Genomic DNA, 24,498 nt, shown 5'->3' with positions numbered 1-24,498 from the left:
AGATATTAGCAGGATTATAGTTCTTATTCCATAATTGCATTCCTATTGAGAGCAATAAGCTGCTTGAACTTGTCGTTGTCTAGCTCCGTGAGCCAAGACTCATCCGCACCAACGATCGCACCTGCGAGTTTCTTTTTGTCCTCAATCATTTGATCGATACGCTCCTCTAGGGAACCGATGGTGATAAATTTATGGACAAAGACATTTTTCTTTTGTCCAATCCGAAAGGCGCGATCGGTGGCTTGGTCTTCAACGGCGGGATTCCACCAGCGATCGAAGTGGAAAACGTGGTTTGCTTTGGTGAGCGTAATGCCGACACCGCCAGCCTTGAGGGAAAGAATAAATATCGAAGGCTCCGTTTCAGGATCTTGGAACTCGGTAATCATCCGTTCGCGTTTATCACGATTTGTGCCACCGTGAATGTAGTAGGTGTTGTAATGCAGCTTTTGACGGATGTATTTTTCTAGTGCATCACCGATTTCGGTAAACTGCGTAAAGATTAATAGGCTTTCTCCTTGCGCAATTACTTCTTCCATCATCTCGGACAAACGGCTAAGCTTATGCGATCGCTCTGGCGTAAAATCGCTGCCATCCTGCAAAAACTGGCGCGGATGATTGCAAATTTGTTTGAGTTTGAGCAATGTTGAGAGAATTAATCCCTTACGCTGAATTCCTTCGACTTCATTGAGTTGTTTTTCCACGTCCCTCACTACTACTTCATAGAGAGAGGCTTGCTCTTTAGTGAGGTTAGTATAGAGCTTTTGTTCGATTTTATCAGGTAGATCTTTGATGATGGATTGATCGGTTTTGACACGCCTAAGAATGAATGGCTCGACTAGCTTTTTGAGAACACTTGCTTGAATTTGATCGTTATTCTTTTGAATTGGCGTTTCAAAGGATTTTTTAAACTGGGCTTCTTTGCCCAAGTAGTTGGGATTGAGGAAATTGAAAATTGACCATAAATCTAAGAGGCGATTCTCAACGGGTGTACCTGTGAGGGCGAGGCGATGTTTGGACTCTAATTTGAGAATTGCTTTAGTTTGGGCGGCTTTGGGATTTTTAATATTTTGCGCTTCATCAATCACGATCCGATGCCAGTTGACGGCACTAAATAGAGCTTCATCTTTGCGAATGAGGGTAAAGGAAGTAATGATCAAATCATGGGTTTGATAGATATTTTGAAAAGCGGTCGCATCTTGTAGGCGATCGCTACCATGATGGACGATCGCTCGTAAATGGGGGGCAAACTTCTCGATTTCCTTTTGCCAGTTACCAACAACGGATGTGGGAGCAATCAATAACGTGGGCGGGATGTCGTTTATCGATGCAAAGGCAGGAGAAATTGTTTTAGATTTTGTTGTTTTGGTTGATTTTTTGGCTTTAGTGGGTTCGGCAATTTCTGTAATTGCGGCTCGCTCATTCACCAATCTGGCAATAATCTGCACTGTCTTACCCAAGCCCATATCATCGGCTAGACAACCATTTAAGCCCAGATTTTCTAAATATTGTAACCATGCTACGCCACGTTTTTGATATTCGCGCAGAGTTCCCTTTAGTTGTGGTGGATTTTCAATTGGTTCAAATTGCTGCTTGTTTTGCAACTTTGATAGCATTTCGGCAAGGGTACTGTTACGATCAACTTCCCAATCAGGATCAGTGGCGGTTAGCTTCATTAGTTCAATCAGACTCATTGCCGATGTGCCTTGTCCCTGTTGTTGCCAGAAGGTGAGCATCTCCTGCATTTTGTCGCGATCGAGTTCAATCCATTCGCCACGAAACTTAACTAAGGGTGTTTTCGCATTGACTAGCTGTTCCCATTCTTTGGCGGAGATGCTTTCATCTCCGATCGCTAATTCGTACTGATATTCCACTAGTTGATCAAAACCAAAGTAGCTCTTGGCTTGAGTTTTAGAACTTGCTGCGCTTTTGCCTGAACCCTTCAGGCGCATTTTTGCCCTGCGTCTTCCCGCAGGAGTCCACCAAGCAGGCACAACGACTTTGTAGCCAGCATCTTCTAAAACCCATGCTGATTCTTTTAGGAATTCAAAGGCTTGATCGAGATCTAGACTTAATCCAATCGGGCGATCGGTTTCTAAGCCTTGCCAAATGGGATTGTAGATTCTGGCGGCATAGCCAAGATTTAATAATAGATTTTGCTCAAACTCTTTGCCAAATTGCTTTTCTGTTATCTTCTTTTTAGCAGCAGTCATTGTCCAATAATCGGCTAGGGGCAATTTCAGTGAAGGATCTTGTTTAGGAGCAACTTGAAATTGCAATTGCCAAGGCTCCCCTTCGTTAAATGGAGCTTGGAGTTGAAAGCAGAGATAAAAATCGGCATCCGATTGTGTACGAACAATTTTTTGTCGCCATGCTTGCCATTGTTGATATTCTTCCAAAGCTGCATCATCAGCAATCATCGGATCGGTGAAATGATGATCGGAAAAATCAAGACATTTCTGTAATAAAGAATTAGATACCTGTTTATCAAATTGGGCTGTCGATGGAGTATTGGTGAGAATGCTATGGAGCAATGATTCTGAGAAATGTTGTAATAGAGTGCGGCGATCGCTAAATAACGGTTGAGAATTAGGTTCGCTAAAACCTGAGACACAAGCTAGGGGCATATATTCTACATATTGCCCCAATTCTTCTTCATATTTTTCAGAAACGATCTCCCAAGCGGGATATATTTCAAATTTTGGGGCTTGACTTGCTTCTTTTTTGGACTTTGCAGATGTTTTAGCAGAAGTTTTGGTTCCTTTAGTAGCTTTCACCCCCAGATCTCGATACTTCAAGGCAGGAATATATTGCTCCTTGAGAATAATCTGTTTAAAGGCTTGGGTATAGTGATACCAAAATAGTAAGTCGGAGCCTAGTTGTACTTCCGCAAGATTATTGATCGCGATGAAATGTAAATCATTCAGCAACTTGATAACATTAATCGCTCTGCTATATTGATAACTACCAGTTTTGACGGGAGTAGTCACCTGATAACAGTCAATTTGCCAGTATTGCAAGTAAAAATCTTCAGGGCTTTCGATTTCTAAGTATCTTGCCGATTCTAGGGATGGTAATGGTTGATTATCGCTAGTTGGCAATAGAAAATATTGAGGAAAGATAATCTTTTTCTTTTCATATCTTTTATTATTTGGCTCCTCTAGAAGCTCATCTTTGATAGCTAGATCTTTATAGAGAAAGGACTTTAAGTCTGATTCATCCATGCTCGTAGGATGTTTGGCGATCGCCTCTGATGCTTGAGCCGTCTTAGATGATTTGCGCTTGTTTGTGGCGATCGCTTTCGGTTCCGTCGTCTCTACCCAAATATAAAAATGACCAGTTTGGATAAAATCATTACTATGATCGGAACTATAGTCAGAAATCCAAGTACCATGTAGAATTTTCATAGTTTTTCCCGATCAGTCTAAGATATCAGTCTTAAGATATCAGTCTAAGATAATAGTTGATGGACTTATCTACAACGCTTTGCGCTCAAACCCAAACCAAGGAAATTCTTGAAAGCTTTGCTTTACAAAGCTTTCAAGAATTTCCTTGTAGTTCGTTTGATCGATAATTGCTGTAAGTTCATTTAATCAAATATATAATAGATTTTGGGATTATTGGCTAGTTATGGTAAGTTTTGCTAACAACTATAGCTACCGCCAATAGATATTACTCAAGAAGGAGATCCTGACCATTACTCGGTATGTGGATTTCCCTCAATGAGGATGCAAAATTCTGGTTGTCAGTAGTGACTGAAATTCGCAATCATGGGGGCAAAGATATTTTGATAGTTTGCATTGATGGCTTGACAGGATTTCCTAATGCAATTGAAACTGTATTCCTTTTTATATTCTATATTAAGTGAAGTGTTATGAAATACATAGAATGGAATCTTGATATAGACGAAGGAGCAAATTTGTATGATCCAATAGGAGATATGAAAATTTCGGGTGACGAGGGAGATGTTGCAGAAGAGTACACATATCTTGATGCTTTTTTTGAGGCTTTTGTAGAAGGGATTGAACGTATGAAATTGGAAGACGTTGTTAGAGTAGATCCTCTTATTGAATCTAACGACATTGTATTTTGTTGCAAGGGTAGCCTACTTAAAATACAGTATGGTACTCAACAAGCTACTATTCTAAATAAATTCCAATTCATAGAAGAAGTTCAAAAATCAGTTATAGATTTAGTAAAGATGCTAGATGAGTTTGCAGAAAAATCCAATCAACCAAAGCGCTCACTGATTAAGTTGAGAGCATTTTCTCAGAGATTAGTTTAAATTTAACATGAAGAAATATGCGGCTACTAGAAGTTGAAGAAGTATCATTGATAAAAGCTCTACTTATGACCAACTCTAAGATTGCTGAAATAATCGTGCCAACACTAGATACCATATTAGTTGAGGATATGGATGATGGTGGCATGGGCAGTCTTCTCTTCATATCCTGTACCAATGATTCAAATAGAAAGCTTGGTAAAACATTGGCTGAAGCTGAGTTTCTGGATGAAGATCAAGTTCTTGTATGCGTTCAATTAAATTTAGATAATCACAATCAACTGTTTGAGCTTGATATTTGGAAAGTCGATTATTCGCCTGTATCTAGATGCTCAAACTTAGAGCGAATCGGCGCTATCAAATACATAGGAAGTAGTTTGATAAATGGGAACAGCACGGGCATTGTTAGCAGGGTCAGGCTTTTGCCCAGCACGAATTTGTAATGCTTCAAAGTGATGATTTTCAGGCATAGTTATGCTCACCAATTATAGTTGCCGTCCACTGTATCAGAACATAAAACCCAAAATAGTGTTGCCTCGCTCCGCGAGGCAACACTATTTTGGGTTTTAATTTTGTCCTAACAAGACTGGCGGTAGCTATAAGTAAAAGAATTTGAAAAAAGTAAAGAGTAGCAAAGTTTGGCAAAGCAAAACTTTGCTACTCTTGGGTTGGTAGTCCTGATTCTTTCCAAGCACGAAAACCACCCTCAAGGGAAAATACATTGGTGTAGCCAATTGTTTGTAAAGAATCTGCGACTAAAGCCGAACGATTACCACTACCGCAGTAACAAACAATCGGTATATTGGGATCAGCGATCGCTTCTTCAATTTTCTGCTCGATGATGCCACGACTGAGATGGATTGCACCTTCAGCGTGACCTGCATTCCATTCACTTTCTTCGCGGACATCGATGATTACTGGCTTTTCAGATGCTTCTAGATTCTTTAATCCATCTACGGAGATCTCCTTAATTCTAGTTTTAGCATCAGCCGCTAGTTTTTGAAATCCTTCACTATGTGCCATGTTTCTGATTACCTCTTGATTTTTAAACCGATGCTTTACCAATCGTTGTCGCTTCAGGCACTTCGATCAACTTACCTGTCTTAACATCATAGATAAAGCCATAGATGGGAATTTCCTTGGGAACAAGGGGATGATTGCGAATTCGCTTCACATCAATGACGACACTCTCCGCCAAGTCTGGGAAAGTTAGCCAATCGATAAATTCTGCTTCACTAGAGCCTTCTCCTTCACCCGAATCATGCCAGCCATTTTCATCAATGGAAGAAGTTTTCAGGCTACTGGCTAGTAACTGGCGAATGGTCTGATCGGTAAATAACTGCATTCCGCAATCCGTGTGATGAATGACAAACCATTCCCTTGTGCCAAGAAGTTTATAAGAAATAACTAGCGATCGGATGGCATCATCACTAGCGCGTCCGCCTGCATTACGAATCACATGGGTATCTCCTTCAGCTAGTCCTGCATATTTGGCAGGATCGAGCCGCGCATCCATACAGGTCAAAATTGCAAAGTGCCGACTTGGGGGCAAAGGTAGTGATCCCTTCTCCCCGAAATTTTCTACATAAGCTTGGTTAGCCGACAATACCTCTTGCAAAATTTGGCTCATTGCCTTTATACCCCTAGTCTTTACTCTTGTTCAGTTTTTGATAGATTTACTTATTTACTAAAACTACGATAACCCGATAAAATTGCCGTAGATTGCTAGGTCAAAACTACCACCTTGACATCTCAAAAGCAAGCTTTTTGATCGCCTTAACTATGAGTTTTTGACGATTAAATTGACCTGAAACCCACTAATAGTCAATGATTTGCCAATAAACATCTAAATTGTTGTGTATAAGCCGTAGATTTTTTGTCATTGTGTAATTATCTATATACTTATGTACTTAACTGTACTTAACGTAGTCAAAACAGGATTCATTCGTCTAAATTCTGGGGTTTACTTGCAATTTTTACAAAAAAAGAGCATTTTTTAGCTAAAAGACGGTTTTTAAATACCCGTCAGCAGGGCAAATTGATCAGCTACTCTACGAAAAAAATTCACAAAATTTCATCGCAGCTTCCTAAACCTTCATCATCGACTAGTTAAACGATATGGCTCAAAACAATACTCAAAAAGACCCCAATGAATTTAAATCTGCAACGATCGCAATTATTGGTGGTGGCTTTAGCGGGACACTTGTGGCAGTAAATCTCTTAAAAACGGCGACGCAACCATTGGCGATTAAACTAATTGAGCGCCGTGAACAAATTGCCAAGGGTATTGCCTACAGTACAGATACAGACTGTCATTTGCTCAATGTATCGGCGGGAAATATGACTGCTTTTCCCAATGATGCGGGACATTTTTTGCGCTGGCTCTATTACAATTACAGCGAACTAGCCGACTTCCTTCCGCATGAAATTACGGCAAGTACCTTTATCCCGCGCAAGGTCTATGGACTGTATATTCAATCAGTTTTAGAAGAAGCTCTTGCTACGGCTCCAAATCATATCAAGCTAGAAAGAATAACCGATGAAGTAATTGCTGTGGAGAAAATTCAAACAGCGAGTTCAGAACGAGCGCGAGTTTTCCTAAAGCATCAAGGGGCGATCGCTGCGGATAAGGTGGTCTTAGCGCTCGGAAATTCGCCCAACGCCTTGCCCCAAGACGCTGATCATATTCGTAATGCTTGGTCAACCGCAGCTTTAGAAGATTTGCATCTTGATGATGATGTATTGCTGATCGGTACGGGCTTAACGATGGTGGATATGGTTTTGTTGTTGCATGAGCGGAACCATAAGGGCAAAATCTACGCGATATCACGACGCGGATTGTCACCACAAAGACATCAAGCTACTAAGCCTTATCCTCCATTTTTGACCGTTGAAAATGCGCCGAAAACTGCTCTAGGGCTATGGCAATGTTTGAGAATGGAAGTTAAGAAAGCGGAATCAGAGGGCTATGATTGGCGTGCGGTCATAGATTCTTTACGTCCAATTACCCAGAAGGTTTGGCAACAGCTTCCACTTCAGGAACAGAAACGATTTTTGCGTCATGCGGTTCCCTATTGGGATGTGCATCGTCATCGCATTGCTCAGCAGGTCGCGGAAGTTCTCGACCGATTGTTAGCCTCAGGGCAATTGACGATCGCCGCAGGACGAATTCAAAATCAGCAACAAGACGAAAATGGCGTAGCCGTTACAATTCAAGCAAGGACTAATAAATTTCAAAACAAGCCCAGCTATACTTTACAAGTTCATCGTGTGGTTAACTGTACAGGTGTCGCAGCCGACTATCGCAAATCTAATCATCCATTAGTGGAAAGTTTGCGATCGCAAAATCTCATCCATCCAAATCTCCTTGGTTTAGGGCTTGCATCCGCTGCCAATGGTGCTTTACTCAATGGCACGCATAAACCTTCAAATATTCTCTATACCATTGGTACACCACGCAAAGGTGATCTCTGGGAAACGATCGCCGTTCCTGAGTTGCGCGGACAGGCTCAAGCTCTAGCGGAAACATTATTGCGATCGCTACCTCTGCGAGTGCGTTCTATTCCCACTACGCCGCTACTGATTGGCGATATTCTCCAGCAGGTAAATTCAGCGCTAATCTTCCGTCAATTCTGCGATCCTGAAACTAGCAGCTATACCTATCTCATCGCCGATCGCCAGACCAGAGAAGCGGTACTGGTCGATCCCGTTTTAGAACAAGTGGAACGGGATTTACAAGCGATCGATGATTTGGGCTTAACTTTGCGCTATTGCCTAGAAACCCATATCCATGCCGATCACGTTACGGGTGCAGGTAAGCTGCGACAACTGCGTGGCGCTCAAGTCCTAGTTCCCGAAAAGGCAGCCGTTCTCAAAGCCGATTTATCCCTTGCTGATGGCGAAATTTTGACGATAGGCTCGGTCACGATTCAGGCGATCGCTACCAATGGACATACTAACGCCCATCTATCTTATTTGGTAAATAATACCCACCTGTTAACGGGTGATGCGCTCTTTATTCGCGGCTGCGGGCGCACGGACTTCCAAGGCGGCGATGCGGGCACACTCTACGATGCCGTCACTGAGAAATTATTTACATTGCCCGATGAAACGCTGGTCTATCCTGCCCATGATTATCAAGGTCGCACCGTCTCGACGATTGCCGAAGAGAAGCGACTGAATCCTCGATTTAGCGATCGCACCCGTGAGCAGTTCATCACGATTATGAATAATCTCAATCTTGCTTTTCCGAAAAAGATGAATGAGGCGGTTCCTGCTAATGAATACTGTGGTGATTTCATTCCTCAAGATGGGGTTGCAAATCTTGGGATTGATTTAGCAATTAGTCAAGATGAAAAAGAAATAGAACTCACTATTTTGAAAAATACCGAAATTTATAATGACTACTTTGCGATGTATATCTAGCAAAAGAGGCTTTATACCAAAACCCGTAAAGTTGCGCCCCTATGGAGCGCAACTTTACGGGTTTTGGTAATTTATTTTGCACAAATATTTGCACAAATACTTAATACCAATTCCCGAATGTGTGACAACACTTTTGTGAATTATACCAAATCACAAAATGGCGTAGCCATTTTGTGATTTGGTATAACTAGCTTTTTGGCATTCTACGGTATATACTTGTAATTACCGTATTTTTTGGTCTAAAAATATTAAATTTCAATGAAAGCTTCATCCTGAAGAGGGTGATGGTTGCTTTATCTTAATTTTTTCGGTAGTGATAAATAGGTAAATGATGGGTGACGCTCTGCGCTGTCTATCCTTACCAAAATAAATCCTTTTTTGTTGAGGACTACCTTTTTCCCTAATTGATTTTGATTTAAATCTTTCTGTCCTGTTGTGAGGAGTCTCAATGTTCAAAACCATTCCCTTTAAACAATCTCAGCGATTGCCGATTCAAGCGCTTGCGAAACTCTCAGCATTTGCCATTAGCGCTAGCCTATTTGCATCAGGTTGCGCTCCCCAAGCTAGCAACAACACAAATACTACTTCTACCACTTCTACCTCTACTACCGCTGCAAGCCCAACCGCAGCAGCAAAAACTGATAGTCCAGCCCCAAGCGCCACGGGGGGCAAGCTGCGAATCGGCTTCCAAAAATCCGCCACGGTTCTCTTTTCTCTAAAGGGGAAAGGAACTTTAGAGACAGTCTTTAAATCAACTGGTGGAACCGTCACATGGTCTGAGTTTCCTGCGGGGTTACCGATGGTAGAAGCTTTAAATGCTGGGGCGATCGATGTTGCCTATGTGGGTGAAGCACCTCCTGTATTTGCTCAAGCCGCTAAGGGTTCCACGGTGCGCTACATTGCCTACGATCCCTATGGTGTTGAGGCAGAAGGGATTGTCGTTCATAAGGATTCGCCAATTCAGACCCTTGCCGATCTCAAGGGTAAAAAGCTAGCTGTACAAAAAGGAGCTAATGCCCATTATCTAGCCGTAAAAGCGGTCGAATCCGCAGGTTTACAAGTCAGTGATGTGGAATTCTCCTTTGTGAAACCCTCCGATGGTCGCGCCGCCTTTGAGAAAAAGAATGTTGACGCTTGGTCAGTTTGGGATCCTTATCTTGCTGCAGTGGAAGTTGATACAGGCGCAAGAGTTCTCGCCAGCGCCAAGGGCTTAGCACCCAATCGTGGTTACTATCTAGCTTCTAAGGAATTCATTGAGAAGAATCCTGAAGCCCTGAAGCTATTTTTGGCAGAACTCAAAAAAGAGAGCGAATATGCCAAGAATAACCCTGCGGAAATCGCTAAGTTTCTCTCTCCTGCCCTTGGCGTTGATGCTGCCATTCTCGAAAAAGCAGAAAAACGTCGCGATTATGGCATCTTGCCACTCACTGAAGAAGTGATTGCAAAGCAGCAAGATATCGCGGATACCTTTGCCAAACTCAAGCTAATTCCTCAACCCATCGTGGTGAAAGAAGCTGTTTGGGATGGGAAGTAATATTAGGCAAGGGCAAACGTTAGGATTGCCCTTTTTTAGCTGTATCGCGAGGTCAAAATATGTCCAGATTAATCAACCCCATCCAAACTTTGCCATTTATCCAGAAAGTTCGCTGGGCGCTTGACCCCATCGGCTATCTGGAAAAGGCAGGGCAGCAATATCCAGATATCTTTACAGCTAATGTTTTTAGTAGAAATTCAGTGTTTGTGGTCGATCCGCAAGGAATTCAGCAAGTGCTAACTAGCGATCGCAAACAATTGAGCGCCCCTGGTGGTGCAAATAGAATTTTAGAACCAGTCGTTGGCAGTTATTCGGTATTTGGGCTAGATGGCGATCCCCACCGCAAGCGTCGCCAGATCGTGATGCCTGCTTTTCATGGGGCAAGGTTGCAGACATACGGACAGCTAATTTTTGACCTCACTAAGAAGGTATTTGATAACCTTAAGCCTCAGCAGACTTTTTTAGCCCGAAATATCACCCAAGAGATTTCCCTAGAGGTAATTCTGCAAGCGGTATTTGGTTTATACGAAGGCGATCGCCGTCAGAAACTCCAGCAGCTTTTGACGACAATGCTCGATAATACCACCACTCCTTTGGGGGCTATCTATCTCTTCTTTCCTGCTCTGCAAAGGGATCTCGGTGCATGGAGTCCTTGGGGCAAGTTTCTACGGAAGCGGGAACAGGTGGATAAAATTCTCTATGCGGAAATAGCCGATCGCAGGGCAAATCATGATCCTAACCGCACCGATATTTTATCAATGTTGCTATCTTCAGTGGACGAAGATGGGCAGGGCATGACCGATCAGGAATTGCGCGATGAGCTTTTGGGCTTGTTGGTGGCGGGACACGAAACTACGGCTACCGCAATGGCTTGGGCTTTGTACTGGATTCAGCGATCGCCTGAAGTTAAAGAGAAGTTATTGGCAGAATTAAAAACCGTCAACAATCCCACCGATTGGACAGCCATTTTTAAACTTCCCTATTTAACAGCAGTATGTAATGAAACTTTGCGAATTCATCCCGTAGCGATGCTGACATTTCCCAGATTGACGGAAGAGCCGATAGCACTATTGGGACATAAATTAGATACGCATACGGTAGTACAAGCCTGTATCTATCTCTTACATCATCGCGAAGATTTATATCCTAATGCCGATCAGTTCCAACCCGAACGTTTTCTCGATCGCCAGTTTTCCCCCTACGAGTTTATGCCCTTCGGCGGCGGCGCAAGGCGCTGTGTCGGTGAAGCTCTAGCCCAGTTTGAGATGAAGATTGTCTTAGCGACAATTATCTCCCATTACAATCTGGAACTACGCGAAGACAAACCCGTTAAACCCCAACGGAAAGGAGTCACGCTTTCCCCTAAAGGAGGTATCAAGATCGCAGTTGTATAAGATATCCAGAGATCCCCCCCAGCCCCCCTTAAAAAGGGGGGAGAATATAATTTTTAATCTTCTTCCCCCTTTTTAAGGGGGATTGAGGGGGATCGAAAACCTAAATCATAAGACAAATCCCCAATCACCAATTCCCAATCACCATGTCTATCTCCAATCTCAACATCAACACCCAACGCCTCATCACTGATGTCCTCGTCATTGGTGGCGGTACGGCTGGCACTATGGCAGGAATTAAGGCAAAACAAGCGAATCCCGATCGCGATGTCTTGATTCTCGAAAAGGCAAATATCCGTCGTAGTGGTGCGATCGCGATGGGTATGGATGGAGTCAATACGGCAGTCATCCCCGGAAACTCCACGCCTGAGCAGTATGTGCGCGAAGTAACGATCGCTAATGATGGCATTGTGGAACAGGCCACGGTTTATCAGACAGGTAAACTGGGTTTTGAGGTAATTCAGGAATTAGAAAGTTGGGGTGTGAAGTTCCAAAAAGATGCTCAAGGGGAATACGATCTCAAGCAGGTGCATCGCATTGGGAAATATGTGTTACCGATGCCTGAAGGGAAAGATCTAAAAACAATTTTGGCGCGGCAGGTGAAGCGGCATAAGGTGCGGGTCACGAATCGGGTGATGGCAACGCGGGTCTTAGTAGAAAATGGTCGAGCGATCGGGGCGGTGGGTTTTGATGTACGTAACGGTGATTTCGTGATCATTCAAGCGAAAGCGGTGATTCTCTGTACAGGAGCCTCTGGCAGATTGGGCTTACCTGCTTCGGGCTATCTCTACGGAACCTACGAAAATCCCACCAACGCAGGCGATGGCTACTCGATGGCATACCACGCAGGCGCAGAACTCTCGAATATCGAATGCTTCCAAATCAATCCTCTGATCAAAGATTACAATGGACCCGCCTGTGCCTATGTTGCAGGTCCTTTCGGCGCACATACGGTCAATGCCGAAGGACATCGCTTCATTAATTGTGACTATTGGAGCGGTCAGATGATGCTAGAGGTATGGAAAGAACTGAACTCTGGTAAAGGTCCTGTGCAGCTAAAAATGACCCATCTCGATCCCGATACGATTTCGGAAATTGAATCGATCATGTGGTCAAATGAGCGTCCCAGTCGTGAGCGCTTCCATGCGGGACGGGGTGAGGACTATCGCACTCACGGAATTGAGATGAATATTTCCGAAATTGGACTATGCAGTGGTCATAGTGCTTCGGGAGTTTGGGTGAATGAACGCGCCGAAACCACTGTAGCAGGGCTATACGCGGCGGGTGACATGGCGAGTGTGCCGCACAATTACATGATTGGCGCATTTGTGTATGGCAGAATTGCAGGAATCGAGGGGATGAATTACAGCGAGGATTTAGAACATCTTGAACCAAACGCTGAATTTCTCGAAGCAGAAAAGGCAAGGATTTATGCACCATTAACGCGACCTAATGGCGTTCCCCATACCCAAGTGGAATATAAATTACGCCGTTTGGTGAATGATTATCTGCAACCGCCAAAGTCTACAAATAAGATGGAGATTGGCTTAGGGCTATTCGATCGCTATCAAGAAACCCTCGATATTATGGGAGCTCAAGATCCCCATGAATTAATGCGCTGTATGGAGGTACATTTCATCCGCGATTGTGCAGAGATGGCGGCAAGGGCTTCACTGTTCCGTAAGGAAACAAGATGGGGTCTGTATCATTATCGGTTGGATTATCCAGAGAAGAATAATGATGAATGGTTCTGTCATGTCAATTTAAAGAAGGATGAGTCGGGACAAATGACTCTCTTTAAACGCGATGTTTCTCCCTATATCATTCCTGTAGATGTGCGTCAAGAAGTTTATGATGTCGCAGTGAGGTAGATTATGACGATTTACAATTCCATTGGTAAGCAATATGCAAAAACGCGAGTTCCCGATCGCCGCATTGTCAATCAGTTAATCGATCTACTCGATTTACCGAACGGCAGTGCGATCGCCGATATTGGTGCGGGAACAGGTAACTATAGTTATGCTTTAGCCAATCAAGGATTTTGGGTGAAGGCGATCGAACCTTCTGTCGTGATGCAACAGCAAGCGATCGCGCATCCACAACTTCAATGGTTTACTGGTCATGCTGAAAATTTACCGCTAAGCGATCGCTCTGTTGATGGTGCAATTAGTACCTTAGCCATTCATCACTTTACTAATCTGCCAAAAGCATTTCAAGAAATGCATCGAGTGGTTAAAAATGGCGCGATCGTATTGCTAACTTTTGATATTAGATTGGCTCCAAAGATATGGCTTTATGATTATTTTCCATTTTTGTGGGATGATGCTTCGCAATTTTTAGCGCTTGACCAACAAATAGATTTAATTCAACAGAATACCAAGAGAAAAGTTGAAGCAATTCCTTTTTTATTACCTGATGACTTATTAGATTTGTTTGCCGCCGCCGCTTGGAAACGTCCAGAATTGTATCTCGATCCCATAGTACGTTCTGGTATTTCTTCGTTTGCAAAATCCGATCAAAATTTAATCGTACAAGGAGTAAATTTATTAGAGAAAGACTTAAATAGTGGAGCGTGGTTGAGAAAATATCGTGAAATCAAAAATTTAACTGAGCTTGATATTGGTTATCGGTTTCTCCGAGCAACGCTTGATAATTAACAAATAATTTTATCGATTAAATTTATTTAAATCTATGACAAGTAATGTTTCCATAAGCAATCAAGTTATAATTAGATATTTGTGATTCGCTAGTAATTCAAACTCCTGCAATTCTCTATCAAACAATTATTAACTTTTTATAAATTTTTATAAATCACTATAATTCAAATAATGAACATATCAATTGATACTACTAAACTAATTCGCGATCAGATCGAATACTATCGATCGCGATCCAGTGAATATGATGAGTGGTTTTATCGCATTGGACGCTACGATCGCGGACAGGAACTTAATGATCGCTGGTTTGCTGAAGTTGAAATTGTTCAGAAAGCTTTACGGGAAATTGGTCAAGTCAATCAAGTTTTAGAATTGGCTTCTGGGACAGGTATTTGGACAGAGCAACTTTTACAAATTGGTACAAAAATTGTGGTGATCGATGCTTCTGCGGAAACGATCGCCATCAATCAGAATAAATTAAATTCAGATAAAGTTACCTATCAACATCGAGATATTTTCGCATGGGAACCAGAGCAAGAATACGATTTAGTGTTCTTCTCTTTTTGGATTTCCCACGTTCCACCAGATTTGCTTCAATCCTTTTTAAATAAAGTTTATCTTGCCACTCGTAAAGGAGGACAGATTTTTGTCATTGATTCCCGCAATGATTATACTTCTCGCGCTAAGGATCATCTTGTCAATGACCAAAATGGAATTTATCAAACTCGCAAACTTAATGATGGCAGGGAATTCCAGATCGCCAAAATTTTCTATCAACCAGATGAACTGCGAACTCTACTGGTTAATACGGGGTTTACCGCAGATGTGCGCGTGACAGAAAACTATTTCATCTATGCTCATGGATCAAAATCCAATTAATCGGAAACCTCTCTAAAAAACTATAACAAAAATCATGGCTTTAATTAAACAACGTATTGATGTTCCTGTAATTGTCGATGAATCGAAGTGTTTAGAAAAATGTGTTGCTTGCATTGAAGTTTGTCCCCTCGATGTCTTAGCTAAAAATCCTGAAACAGGCAAAGCGTATATGAAATATGACGAGTGCTGGTTCTGCTTGCCTTGCGAAAAAGAATGTCCAACTGGTGCGATTACGGTACAGATTCCCTTTTTATTGAGATAAATCCATGACTACAACCGATCCCGAATTACAAGAATGGATAGAATTACTACAGTCTGACGATCTGAGCGATCGCCTAGTTGCGATCAAAAGCTTGCAACATTTGGGCGATGAAGATGCGCTTGATGTGGTTCTGACAGCCCTTAACGATGAAAGCCCTGCTGTCCAAAAAATAGCGATCGCCACGCTCTGGGAATTTGCTAATCCTAAAGTAATTCCTAACTTAATTCCTAGCCTTGGCTCCCCTGATGAAGAAATTCGTGCAGTAGCTTTATCGGCTTTAGGTGAACTAGTTTCTCAAGATTCACTCTTATTATTGCTGGATGCTTTACACCAAGATAATCGACCTCTTCAGCGAAATATTCTCATCCTGTTACGCAAGATCCATGACGCGCAATCTTTACCCTATTTATTGCCATTTTTGGAATCAGAACATCCCGAATTGAGGGAAGCCGCGATTACGACTTTGCGCTATCTCAATCAAGTCAAAACTAGCCCCACCGCTTTACCTCTGCTGCAAGATCCCGTTGATTTTGTGCGCCGTGAAGCGGCCCTGACCTTGGGACATCTCGCTGATGAGGAAGTCATTCCTAGCTTGAGTAAAGCTTTAAGGGAAGATCCCGATTGGCAAGTGCGGCGCAACGCCACTAAGGCTTTAGCGATTCATGGCGATAGTGTCGCGATTCCAGTACTCATTGAAGCGATCGCCGATGAGCATTGGCAAGTCAGACGCTTTGCGGCGCAGGCTTTGCAGCAGATTTTCCAGAATGATCACCAAACTAACAAAAGTGAAGCCGCGATTCCTGCTCTAGTTAAGGCGCTTACCGATGAATATGCGGATGTGCGGAAAGATGCCGCGATCGCCCTTGGCGATCTGGCTAGTCCTGATGCATTGCAAGCCCTGCGCCAAGCTCTCGACGATCCCGATCGCGAAGTTAGTATTCGGGCGGCACGCGCTATGAGTAAGATTGAGCAAATTGGGGCTGATACGCAAATCTCAACCTAGTTCACATTTATGATTGAAGGGATTAGTCACATTACTTTTATAGTTAGCGATTTAGAAAAGATGTCCATCTTTTTATCAACTATTTTTGATGCTGAAGAGGTCTATGCCAGTGGTGACAAGACTTTTTCAATTTCCCAAGAAAAGTTTTTTCTAATTAATGGTATTTGGGTTGCAATTATGGAAGGAAAATCACTAATCGAGAAAACCTACAATCATATCGCTTTTAAAATCAGCGATCGCGATTTTGAGAAATATCGGTTGCGAATAAATTCTCTAGGTTTAGAAATGCGCGAAAGCCGCAGCCGTATCGAAGGTGAAGGTAATTCTCTATATTTTTACGACTACGATAATCATCTTTTTGAGTTGCATACAGGTACTCTCAATCAACGTTTAAAGGCATATAACTCATGATTGAAACTTCTGCAAATATTGCGTCTACTGATTTGGCTGACTTTCGTAAAGTGGAGGTTACGCAATTATTGAAACGGATAATCGTACCTATTCTCAAAAATGATATTGTAAGTTTAGGTATGGTGCGAAATCTGCGAATCGTTGATGATTATGTCTATTTACGTCTCTATGTCGGTTCCCATCAACTGGAATTAAAAGAGCAAGTTATAGCAACTCTCTCTAATTTAAACTGGTGCAAGAAAACCTATGTTGAACTCTGTACAATTCCTAAAGTTCGCACAACCTTAGCTGTTTCCAGTGGTAAAGGCGGTGTGGGTAAATCGACAGTTGCCGTCAACCTCGCAGCAGCCCTCAGCCTTACAGGGGCAAAGGTCGGTCTACTAGATGCCGATGTTTATGGGCCAAATGTGCCGCAAATGCTGGGATTAGGACATTCTGACATTCAAGTGATTGAAACTACCAATGGTCAGCGCTTCATTCCCTTAGAGGCTCATGGCATCAAAGTGATGTCTGTAGGTTTATTAGCCGAACCCGATCATCCCCTTGCTTGGCGGGGACCAGTCTTGCATAAGATCATCACCCAATTCATTCATCAAGTGGAATGGGGGGAGCTAGATTATCTATTGATTGATTTGCCCCCCGGCACTGGCGATGCTCAAATCACGATTGTGCAAGAAAGTCCGATCTGTGGCGTGATTCTTGTGACGACACCGCAACAGGTAGCGATCGCGGATGTGCGCCGTAGTGTCCATATGTTCCGTCAGGTGGGCGTGCCTGTGTTGGGAATTGTCGAGAATATGAGCTATTTGCTTACGGAAGATGGAAAGGATTCACAATTTATTTTTGGTAAGGGAGGTGGTCAGCAATTATCGACAGAACTACAAGCACCTTTATTAGGACAAATTCCGATTCATGCCTGTATTTGTGAAGGTGGAGATCGCGGATTGCCTGTGACTTTAAGCGATCGGAATTTTCTAGCCAGTCAAGTTTTTACAAAAATTGCTAATGCTTTAGTGGTCGCATTGCGTAAGTAAACTTACAACGCTTTGCGCTCAAATCCAACCCAAGCAGCTTTTTGAAAGTGTTGCAAAGCAACACTTTCAAAAAGCTGCTTGGGTTTTTCCGAGACTCTAAGTAGCTAAGAGTAAACTTAAAACTAGAGAGCGTTACGCTCTCTAGTTTTAGCGTGAGTTCGGGATAATTTGCAGTGGGATTTGAGAAAGGGTTTGCGTAGCAAACCATTCCTCAAATCCCAAGAGTAAAAGCCTTGCTATGCAAGGCTTTTACTCTTGGGATTTTAAAATTTGCCAGCTTAACCCGAATTGACGTTATACCAATTCCCACAAGTGTGGCTACACTTGTGGGAATTGAAAACCAAACCCAGTAAGGGTTTTAAAATCAGAAAATGGCTACGCCATTTTGTGATTTGGTATTACTTAGAAAGTGAAGGTAGTACGAATTATACCGACTGTGGCAGTACCATTAGTTTTATCACTGTTGGGATTAAATACAAAATACACTGCGGGAGTAATACTAATATTCTTAGTAACGCGGAAACGATAGAGAGCTTCCAAATGGTAAGGAGTAGCATCATTAGCCGCAAGTACACCTTTAGTTGCCGTGCCGCTTACACTATTTTTGTAGAGAGGTTGACCGAAAATAATCGCAGCAAGATCGCCTTCATTAAATACATCTTTGAATGACAATGCAGTCGCCCAGCTTGTAAAAGTAGTCGACCCAGAAGATCCCACAGCATCAGCAAAGACGTAAGAACCCCATGTGTTGAAAGTAATCTTATTGGTAATATCCCAAACAAGACTACCAACAACCGTATTTGCTCTCGTACCAGTGATTGTGCCACCAGTAATTGAATCCTGATTGAGTCCAGAGTTGAGGCTAGCGGTTTGGTGATAGCTATTAGCATAGGCAATTCCTAATTTTAGAGCTTCGCTCGGCTTCCATACCAATTGAGCGATCGCCACAGTCGATCCCCCAAACAAACCACCCGCACCACCTGCTGAAGCGGCGGCAGCATTGTTGGCGGAATAGGCAACTTGTAAGTTGCCCTGAGGTGAGATTTTCCAATCAAACCCTAAAACTGCCACACTTCCTGTCGAGCCATCAGCATTAGCACTGCCACCACTACCAATTCGCAATAATGGACTCAGCCGACCAAACCGTGAAACTGTTCCTTGACCGTCATTGGTGAGAGGATTGAGCTGATCGATAATATCCTCTGTCTGTCCAATTGGCGCAACATAGGCAGTAAAGTTATCACCAATCGGGAAGCGATAATACAAACGATTTAGATCGAACTGATTGGTAGTACCACCCGTATCAAAGGAGAGGCGAGTAGTATTGCCACTGGCTAAGGCAGGAGCAATCAAGTTTTGAGTATTACTAGCTTGCAGGCGAGTTCTCAATAAATCTTTGCCCGTAAAACTAGTGTCGAGATTGAGTCGAGCCCGATAGCTGAATACGGTATTGGTGCGATCGCTACCCGCAGGAACATTGCTACCATCAGAAGCAGCGGCAAGGCTGAAAATTGCTTCTCCACGTAACTTAGTTGTCGTAGAGAATTGTTGTGCTTCTAACTTGACTGTTTTGGCATCAAGGGCATCAACGCGACCCCGCAGCGTGGCGAGTTCTGCGGCAAACTCAGTTTGAAGTTTTTGGAGAGTTGCAAGGTCTTCTTTACTTACCTTATCAGCTAAACCTGCGGAAATGATTTCATTGATTTTGTCTAGAGCCGAGTTGAGCCCTGCCGCAAATTCATAGCGGGAAAGGGCTTGCTTACCGCGAAAAGTGCGATCGGGATAGCCCGCGATTACGCCATAACGTTCTACTAAAGATTGCAATGCGATAAAAGCCCAATCTGTCGAACGAACATCGCTAAGTTGAGATACTGAAGTGACATTTTGGGACAATACATTGGGGTGCAATTCTCCCCTTTCAATTAAGCTAGGATTACTGGTAGCGCTTGCTATATCTGCATCTGACACAATGCGATCGCTTAGTGGATCGCGTTGAATGGCAATAGTTTTTGTCTCAGCATTGGCACTACCACATAGAAAAGTAGACGCAGCAAAACTCGCAGTAATTACTTTTGGAGCAAGAAAAAATAATTTTCTCGCATTCATTCTATTCAGTTTCGACATATAAATTTTTTGTTCCTCACACTGGAGCAATTAGCCCTTAACTTGCAGCAATTTCCGATCAAACGAACGACAAGAAATTTTTTGAAAGTGTTGCAAAGCAACACTTTCAAAAAATTTCTTGGTTCAAGTTTGAGTACAAAGCGCTGTAAACTAACAGTAGCAAGAAAGATAAGGTGGATGTAAGTATACTGTGAGACATTAGTTATCTTTTTTGAGTTATCTTTGTTGATGATCAACTCCCACAGTAGTAATCAACCTTACAGGAAATTTCTATTAAATCCCTGCTCCATCAAGGAATTCTTGAATGAGATAGTTGGACGAGTAAATAGAGTTGTGTCGTTCTAAATCTTGGAGATTAATATGAGAATTGGCATGAGATACTTCGGATAAGCGCATTGATGTACTTAGAGGTTCGTAAACAGCGGTGCTATGTCTAATCCGATCAATTTCATCTTCTAAGGACTTAATCCTTTCAAATAAAGCTTTAATTGCCTCTGCTTCAGGATCGGGCAAATGTTCGCGATTAGATTGCTGTTCCGTATCTTTGATAGATTGACCGCGATGGCGTACGATTCTCGCGGGAATGCCCACAACCGTGCAGTCATCGGGGACATCTCGTAACACAATTGAGCCAGCTCCAATATTGACGCGATCGCCAATGGATATATTTCCTAAGATTTTTGCCCCTGCTCCTACAACAATCTCGCGACCGAGCGTGGGATGTCTTTTTCCTGTTTCTTTTCCTGTCCCACCGAGGGTAACCCCTTGATAAATCGTGACATAATCACCGATGATTGCCGTCTCGCCGATGACTACACCCATGCCATGATCGATAAATACCCCGCTACCAATTTGAGCGCTGGGATGAATTTCAACCCCTGTAAACAGACGGGCAAGATTAGAGATCAAGCGTGGTAAGAAGGGAAGTTTGATCTGTTGGAGGCTATGGGCGATCCGATGAAAAACTAGGGCGTGCCAACCAGGATAACAGAGAAAAACCTCCAACCAGTTACGAGCCGCAGGATCGCGTTCAAAGATAACTTGAAAGTCAGTGACAAGGGTATTCCACATAAATTTAGTTAATTGCAGGTAGGTAACAGCAGTGAACGATATGGCTATGCAGGCTGGGAGCAAAGGCTGGATGGCGATCGTTTAAGGAGTATTTAGTAAACTAAAATATTAAATACGGTATCCCTACCAAGATACCGTATTTAATACGATACAATACTTTCTAATTCATTACAAACAAAATTCACGGGTTGCCGAGAGTAATAAACAGTTGAGCATAATTAAAACCCAAAACCAGAGAGCGTAACGTCCGCTAAGTGGGCGTTACGCTCTTCTAGGTTTTAAGTTTACTGATGCCGAATTACTTACCAATGCCCAAAATGGCAACGCCATTTTGGGCATCTCAAAACCTTGCTGGGTTTGTTTTTTATAGCTACAGTCACTTGAATTAGGACAAATCAAACCCCAAGAATTAATTGGCGGCGCGAAGCGCCGCCAATTAATTCTTGGGGTTGATGTCCCAGTACATTTGGCGATATCTATATTCAGACAAACATCAAACCCAATAGAGAGTGGCGGCGCTTCGCGCCGCCACTCTCTATTGGGTTTGATGTCCTGACTTATTGGCTCAATTCAGTGAATTGGGATAAGTGATAATTTGTCGCAAATTTGCTTATGTCTTCTACGTTACTTGACTTTCATTATTGACTTACTTTAATCTACTGCAAACACGTCAAAATACCGTAGATTATTTTGGTAAATATATTTAATCGTGACTGCAACCTTAGAGGTTGACAATACTTATGTTTAAAGATGCTCAAGGACTTGATATAACCACTGTTTCTGAAATAGCGATCGCTGCAATTAATCAATATACAGAACAATGTTTATGCTATGGCAATCAAGCTGAGTCGAGCATCTTGGCAGCATTGGACGCAGATTCGCGATCTGTTTTGGCAAATACCTTCGCAGCGGCGTATTATCTCACCCAAGAAAATGCGAGTGATGCTCAGCAAGCAATTCCCTATTTAGAACAGGCTAGAAATAATATTGGCAATGCCAACGAACGGGAAAGATTACATTTTTTAGCAACGGAAGCATGGGCTCAGAAAAAAATAGATCGGGCGATCGCCTATTGCGAAGAAATAGTCACTCGCTATCCTCAAGATTTGTTAGCTGTACAACAGGGACAATATCATTACTTTTATGTGGGTGACAAATCGGGTTTAACTTGCATTGCTGGTAGCGTACTCAATGCCAATGCGGGCAATCATTATCTAATGGGAATGCTTGCCTTTGGGCTTGAACAAAGCGATCGCCTTGACGAAGCAGAACGCCTTGCCAGATTTGCCCTAGATATCAATCGCCATGATCCTTGGGCTCAACATGCCGTTGCCCATGTGATGGAAACTCGCGGACGTTATCAAGAGGGCATTGAATGGATGGAAAGTTTTGCTGATACTTGGGAAAATTGCAATTCGATGCTTTATACCCATAATTGGTGGCATATTGCACTCTTCTATCTATCACGAGGCGAGATTAATCGGGTTCTATCCATTTATGATCATCATATTTGGGGTAAGGCGCGTAAATCGACTCCTAAGGATCAAGTAGGAGCAATTTCCCTATTGCTGCGTTTAGAACTATTAGGAATTGATGTTGGTGAGCGTTGGCAACAAATTGCTCCTTATTTACGCGATCGCCTCCATGAACATGCACTTCCATTTCAAGATTTGCACTATATCTATGCCCTAGCCCGTGCTAATCGTCTGGACTTTGCGAGAGAAATGCTCTTTAGCATGGAAGCCTATGCCCATAGAGTTCAACCCTATTTACAAACGACTTGGCAAGAAGTGGCTCTACCTGCGGCTAGGGGACTCATTGCCTATGCGCTCTATGACTGGAAAAAAACTACCAAAGAATTAAAGCCCCTTCTCCATCGCTTGCATGAGGTGGGCGGTAGTAATACACAAAGAAAGTTATTTGTGCAGATTTATGAGGATGCTCATCGCGAAGCCTTGATCCAGCAGGATCGCTACTCGCGCTATCACCATTCTCAAGCGATCGCCTCATAGCCCAACTGCATAGCTGCATCAAAAGTAACAGCAATAGGTTCATAATCCTGTGCTGTTACTTTTGCATAGCGCTTTACTTGAGCCATTGTCATGGCTGCTTGCAAATCTGGATCGGGATTGAATAAAGTATTTTGCATCTGTTCGATTAAACTGGGAGCCAAGCGCGATGATACAGCGATCGGAGGCATGGGCGATCGCATTGATTCAATAACTCGCAAGGATTTGGCTAATTCTGGGAATTGGCGTAATTCTGCCTCCATTACCACGCTATCAATAGCGGCACAGTCCGCTAATCCTGACACAATCCACTGAAGCGATCGCTGATGGGAACCAGATTGCTGAACATCGCTAAAATAGGCTGTTTCTTGGTGATGTGAGTGTGATAATAAGCGATAACGCAACAGATTATATCCACTATTAGAACCGCGATCGTTATAACAAAATCTCGTTCCTGCCAAATCCTCAAACCGCTTAAAATTACTAGCTGCATTCACAACGATATCTGCGAAGTAAATGGGCTGATTTTCATAGCGATCGCCTAACATGACAGGCGCAGCTAATAACTGCAATGGTTTTACTGCTATGCGATTATGGCGGATTAGGGGCAATCCGCAGATAAACATGAGATCCCAGTGATCATGCTGTAGTAATTGGTCATCCAGTGGATCGGTTGTTGCTTCCATTAATTCGATTTTCAGACCACAGTTGCGGAAAATAGCCTCGGTAATCGCTTGGTAATACCAAAATAGATTTGGTGATAGATAAGAAACAGCTTTGATAATCATGGATTTTCACAAAATCATTTCACAAAATCATTATCGGAGGGATGCTGTTAATAGATCGCGGCAGCCATCAAGACAATGCTGTAAACGTTCAGGATTATTATATAAACGCCCAAGCAGTAATGCTCCCTCGATCGCACTGAGTAATTGTTGCGCTAAGCGATCAGGATCAACTTTTGTTTTAAGCTGCGAGCTACCCGCATGGAGTAATCGCGCAATTTCCTGCTGCCATTCATCAAATACTTCGATTAAATGGGGACGAAAGCTCGAATCATGCTCCACTAATTCCACGATTAGATTACCGAGAAAACAACCTGCACAGGGTTGTTCCGCTTGATGGATTTTTTCGAGTTGGTCAATCATGGCAAAAAGCTGGGCGATCGCATTGGGCTGTGGAGTTCCAAATAGTAATGCTTTGAGTTTATGCCACTTAAAGTCAATCAGGGCGTGACCTAATTCATCTTTCGAGTGAAAGTAATTATAAAAACTTCCCGATGAAACGCCGCTACTAGAGAGTAATTCTTTTAATCCTGTGGAGTGAAAACCTTGACGGTGAACTAAATCAATTACGTTATAAAGAACATCTTCACGGGTACGTTTTAGATTCACCATAAAATACAAGATTTTTCTATAG

Annotated in this window: 20 protein-coding genes and 2 pseudogenes; 14 read left to right on the top strand and 8 right to left on the bottom strand. The window is 42.8% G+C overall.

What is annotated here, in order from left to right:
* Positions 1-23: 23 nt before the first annotated feature.
* Entirely contained in the window at positions 24-3,404 is a 3,381-nt protein-coding gene (locus PseudUWO310_RS13245) for a DEAD/DEAH box helicase (protein ID WP_142602002.1), read from the bottom strand.
* A 290-nt stretch (positions 3,405-3,694) separates the two neighbouring features.
* Here PseudUWO310_RS13245 and PseudUWO310_RS13240 point away from each other — a divergent pair.
* From PseudUWO310_RS13240 to PseudUWO310_RS23945, 3 genes and pseudogenes are all read left to right on the top strand, one after another.
* A pseudogene (locus tag PseudUWO310_RS13240) lies at positions 3,695-3,841 on the top strand (transposase); the annotation flags it as partial.
* Between the two features lie 30 nt (positions 3,842-3,871).
* Positions 3,872-4,282, top strand: coding sequence for a hypothetical protein (locus tag PseudUWO310_RS13235; RefSeq protein ID WP_142602000.1), 411 nt, complete (start codon positions 3,872-3,874; stop codon positions 4,280-4,282).
* A 17-nt stretch (positions 4,283-4,299) separates the two neighbouring features.
* Positions 4,300-4,596 (top strand): annotated as a pseudogene (locus PseudUWO310_RS23945) (DUF6984 family protein); the annotation flags it as partial.
* Between the two features lie 21 nt (positions 4,597-4,617).
* On the opposite strand, the gene PseudUWO310_RS13230 reads toward PseudUWO310_RS23945, so the two are convergent.
* The 3 genes from PseudUWO310_RS13230 to PseudUWO310_RS13220 form a co-directional block, all read right to left on the bottom strand.
* Complete coding sequence (locus tag PseudUWO310_RS13230; protein ID WP_142601998.1) at positions 4,618-4,749, bottom strand: PLP-dependent transferase; 132 nt, start codon at positions 4,747-4,749, stop codon at positions 4,618-4,620.
* 187 nt (positions 4,750-4,936) lie between these two features.
* Entirely contained in the window at positions 4,937-5,302 is a 366-nt protein-coding gene (locus PseudUWO310_RS13225) for a rhodanese-like domain-containing protein (RefSeq protein WP_142601995.1), read from the bottom strand.
* 22 nt (positions 5,303-5,324) lie between these two features.
* On the bottom strand, positions 5,325-5,909 hold the full coding sequence (locus tag PseudUWO310_RS13220; RefSeq protein WP_142601993.1) for a beta-class carbonic anhydrase: 585 nt from the start codon (positions 5,907-5,909) through the stop codon (positions 5,325-5,327).
* A gap of 488 nt (positions 5,910-6,397) precedes the next feature.
* Between PseudUWO310_RS13220 and PseudUWO310_RS23785 the strand changes: the two genes are divergently transcribed.
* The 10 genes from PseudUWO310_RS23785 (at position 6,398) to PseudUWO310_RS13170 (ending at position 17,875) form a co-directional block, all read left to right on the top strand.
* Positions 6,398-8,704, top strand: coding sequence for an FAD/NAD(P)-binding protein (locus PseudUWO310_RS23785; RefSeq protein ID WP_142601991.1), 2,307 nt, complete (start codon positions 6,398-6,400; stop codon positions 8,702-8,704).
* A gap of 448 nt (positions 8,705-9,152) precedes the next feature.
* Positions 9,153-10,238 carry a sulfonate ABC transporter substrate-binding protein gene (locus PseudUWO310_RS13210; protein WP_142601988.1) on the top strand — a complete coding sequence of 362 codons (1,086 nt, stop codon included), beginning with the start codon at positions 9,153-9,155 and terminating at the stop codon, positions 10,236-10,238.
* A 59-nt stretch (positions 10,239-10,297) separates the two neighbouring features.
* Positions 10,298-11,632 carry a cytochrome P450 gene (locus tag PseudUWO310_RS13205; RefSeq protein WP_142601985.1) on the top strand — a complete coding sequence of 445 codons (1,335 nt, stop codon included), beginning with the start codon at positions 10,298-10,300 and terminating at the stop codon, positions 11,630-11,632.
* Between the two features lie 143 nt (positions 11,633-11,775).
* Complete coding sequence (locus PseudUWO310_RS13200) at positions 11,776-13,500, top strand: fumarate reductase/succinate dehydrogenase flavoprotein subunit (RefSeq protein ID WP_142601982.1); 1,725 nt, start codon at positions 11,776-11,778, stop codon at positions 13,498-13,500.
* 3 nt (positions 13,501-13,503) lie between these two features.
* Positions 13,504-14,286 (top strand): class I SAM-dependent methyltransferase, encoded by a 783-nt coding sequence (locus PseudUWO310_RS13195; protein ID WP_142601979.1) that lies wholly within the window; start codon positions 13,504-13,506, stop codon positions 14,284-14,286.
* A 171-nt stretch (positions 14,287-14,457) separates the two neighbouring features.
* The gene (locus tag PseudUWO310_RS13190) at positions 14,458-15,165 is read left to right on the top strand and encodes a class I SAM-dependent methyltransferase (protein WP_223805654.1); all 708 of its coding nucleotides are present in this window, start codon (positions 14,458-14,460) and stop codon (positions 15,163-15,165) included.
* A gap of 34 nt (positions 15,166-15,199) precedes the next feature.
* On the top strand, positions 15,200-15,427 hold the full coding sequence (locus PseudUWO310_RS13185; protein ID WP_009626391.1) for a ferredoxin family protein: 228 nt from the start codon (positions 15,200-15,202) through the stop codon (positions 15,425-15,427).
* Between the two features lie 4 nt (positions 15,428-15,431).
* Positions 15,432-16,430, top strand: a complete 999-nt coding sequence (locus PseudUWO310_RS13180; protein ID WP_142601976.1) for a HEAT repeat domain-containing protein — start codon at positions 15,432-15,434, stop codon at positions 16,428-16,430.
* Positions 16,431-16,439: 9 nt separating this feature from the next.
* Positions 16,440-16,841, top strand: coding sequence for a FosX/FosE/FosI family fosfomycin resistance hydrolase (gene fosX / locus PseudUWO310_RS13175; protein ID WP_142601974.1), 402 nt, complete (start codon positions 16,440-16,442; stop codon positions 16,839-16,841).
* On the top strand, positions 16,838-17,875 hold the full coding sequence (locus PseudUWO310_RS13170; RefSeq protein WP_142601971.1) for an Mrp/NBP35 family ATP-binding protein: 1,038 nt from the start codon (positions 16,838-16,840) through the stop codon (positions 17,873-17,875). Before fosX ends, PseudUWO310_RS13170 begins: the two co-directional genes overlap by 4 nt.
* Before the next feature lie 402 nt (positions 17,876-18,277).
* On the opposite strand, the gene PseudUWO310_RS13165 is transcribed toward PseudUWO310_RS13170, so the two are convergent.
* Both PseudUWO310_RS13165 and cysE read right to left on the bottom strand, forming a co-directional pair.
* The gene (locus PseudUWO310_RS13165) at positions 18,278-19,999 is read right to left on the bottom strand and encodes an iron uptake porin (RefSeq protein WP_223805653.1); all 1,722 of its coding nucleotides are present in this window, start codon (positions 19,997-19,999) and stop codon (positions 18,278-18,280) included.
* 273 nt (positions 20,000-20,272) lie between these two features.
* Positions 20,273-21,070: a serine O-acetyltransferase gene (gene cysE, locus PseudUWO310_RS13160; RefSeq protein WP_142601969.1), complete on the bottom strand. Its 798-nt coding sequence runs from the start codon at positions 21,068-21,070 to the stop codon at positions 20,273-20,275.
* A 740-nt stretch (positions 21,071-21,810) separates the two neighbouring features.
* Between cysE and PseudUWO310_RS13155 the strand changes: the two genes are divergently transcribed.
* The gene (locus PseudUWO310_RS13155; protein WP_142601967.1) at positions 21,811-23,082 is read left to right on the top strand and encodes a tetratricopeptide repeat protein; all 1,272 of its coding nucleotides are present in this window, start codon (positions 21,811-21,813) and stop codon (positions 23,080-23,082) included.
* On the opposite strand, the gene PseudUWO310_RS13150 is transcribed toward PseudUWO310_RS13155, so the two are convergent.
* Together PseudUWO310_RS13150 and PseudUWO310_RS13145 are read right to left on the bottom strand one after the other, a co-directional pair.
* The gene (locus tag PseudUWO310_RS13150) at positions 23,064-23,867 is read right to left on the bottom strand and encodes a phosphate/phosphite/phosphonate ABC transporter substrate-binding protein (protein WP_142601964.1); all 804 of its coding nucleotides are present in this window, start codon (positions 23,865-23,867) and stop codon (positions 23,064-23,066) included. The two genes, PseudUWO310_RS13155 and PseudUWO310_RS13150, sit on opposite strands and share 19 nt — an antisense overlap.
* Before the next feature lie 30 nt (positions 23,868-23,897).
* Entirely contained in the window at positions 23,898-24,476 is a 579-nt protein-coding gene (locus PseudUWO310_RS13145; protein WP_142601962.1) for a TetR/AcrR family transcriptional regulator, read from the bottom strand.
* Between the last annotated feature and the right edge of the window lie 22 nt (positions 24,477-24,498).

The sequence above is a fragment of the Pseudanabaena sp. UWO310 genome, from assembly GCF_006861605.1.
Taxonomy (GTDB): Bacteria; Cyanobacteriota; Cyanobacteriia; order Pseudanabaenales; family Pseudanabaenaceae; genus Pseudanabaena.
The sequence above is the reverse complement of the archived record's forward strand: the minus strand, read 5'-3'. Positions and strand labels throughout refer to the sequence as shown.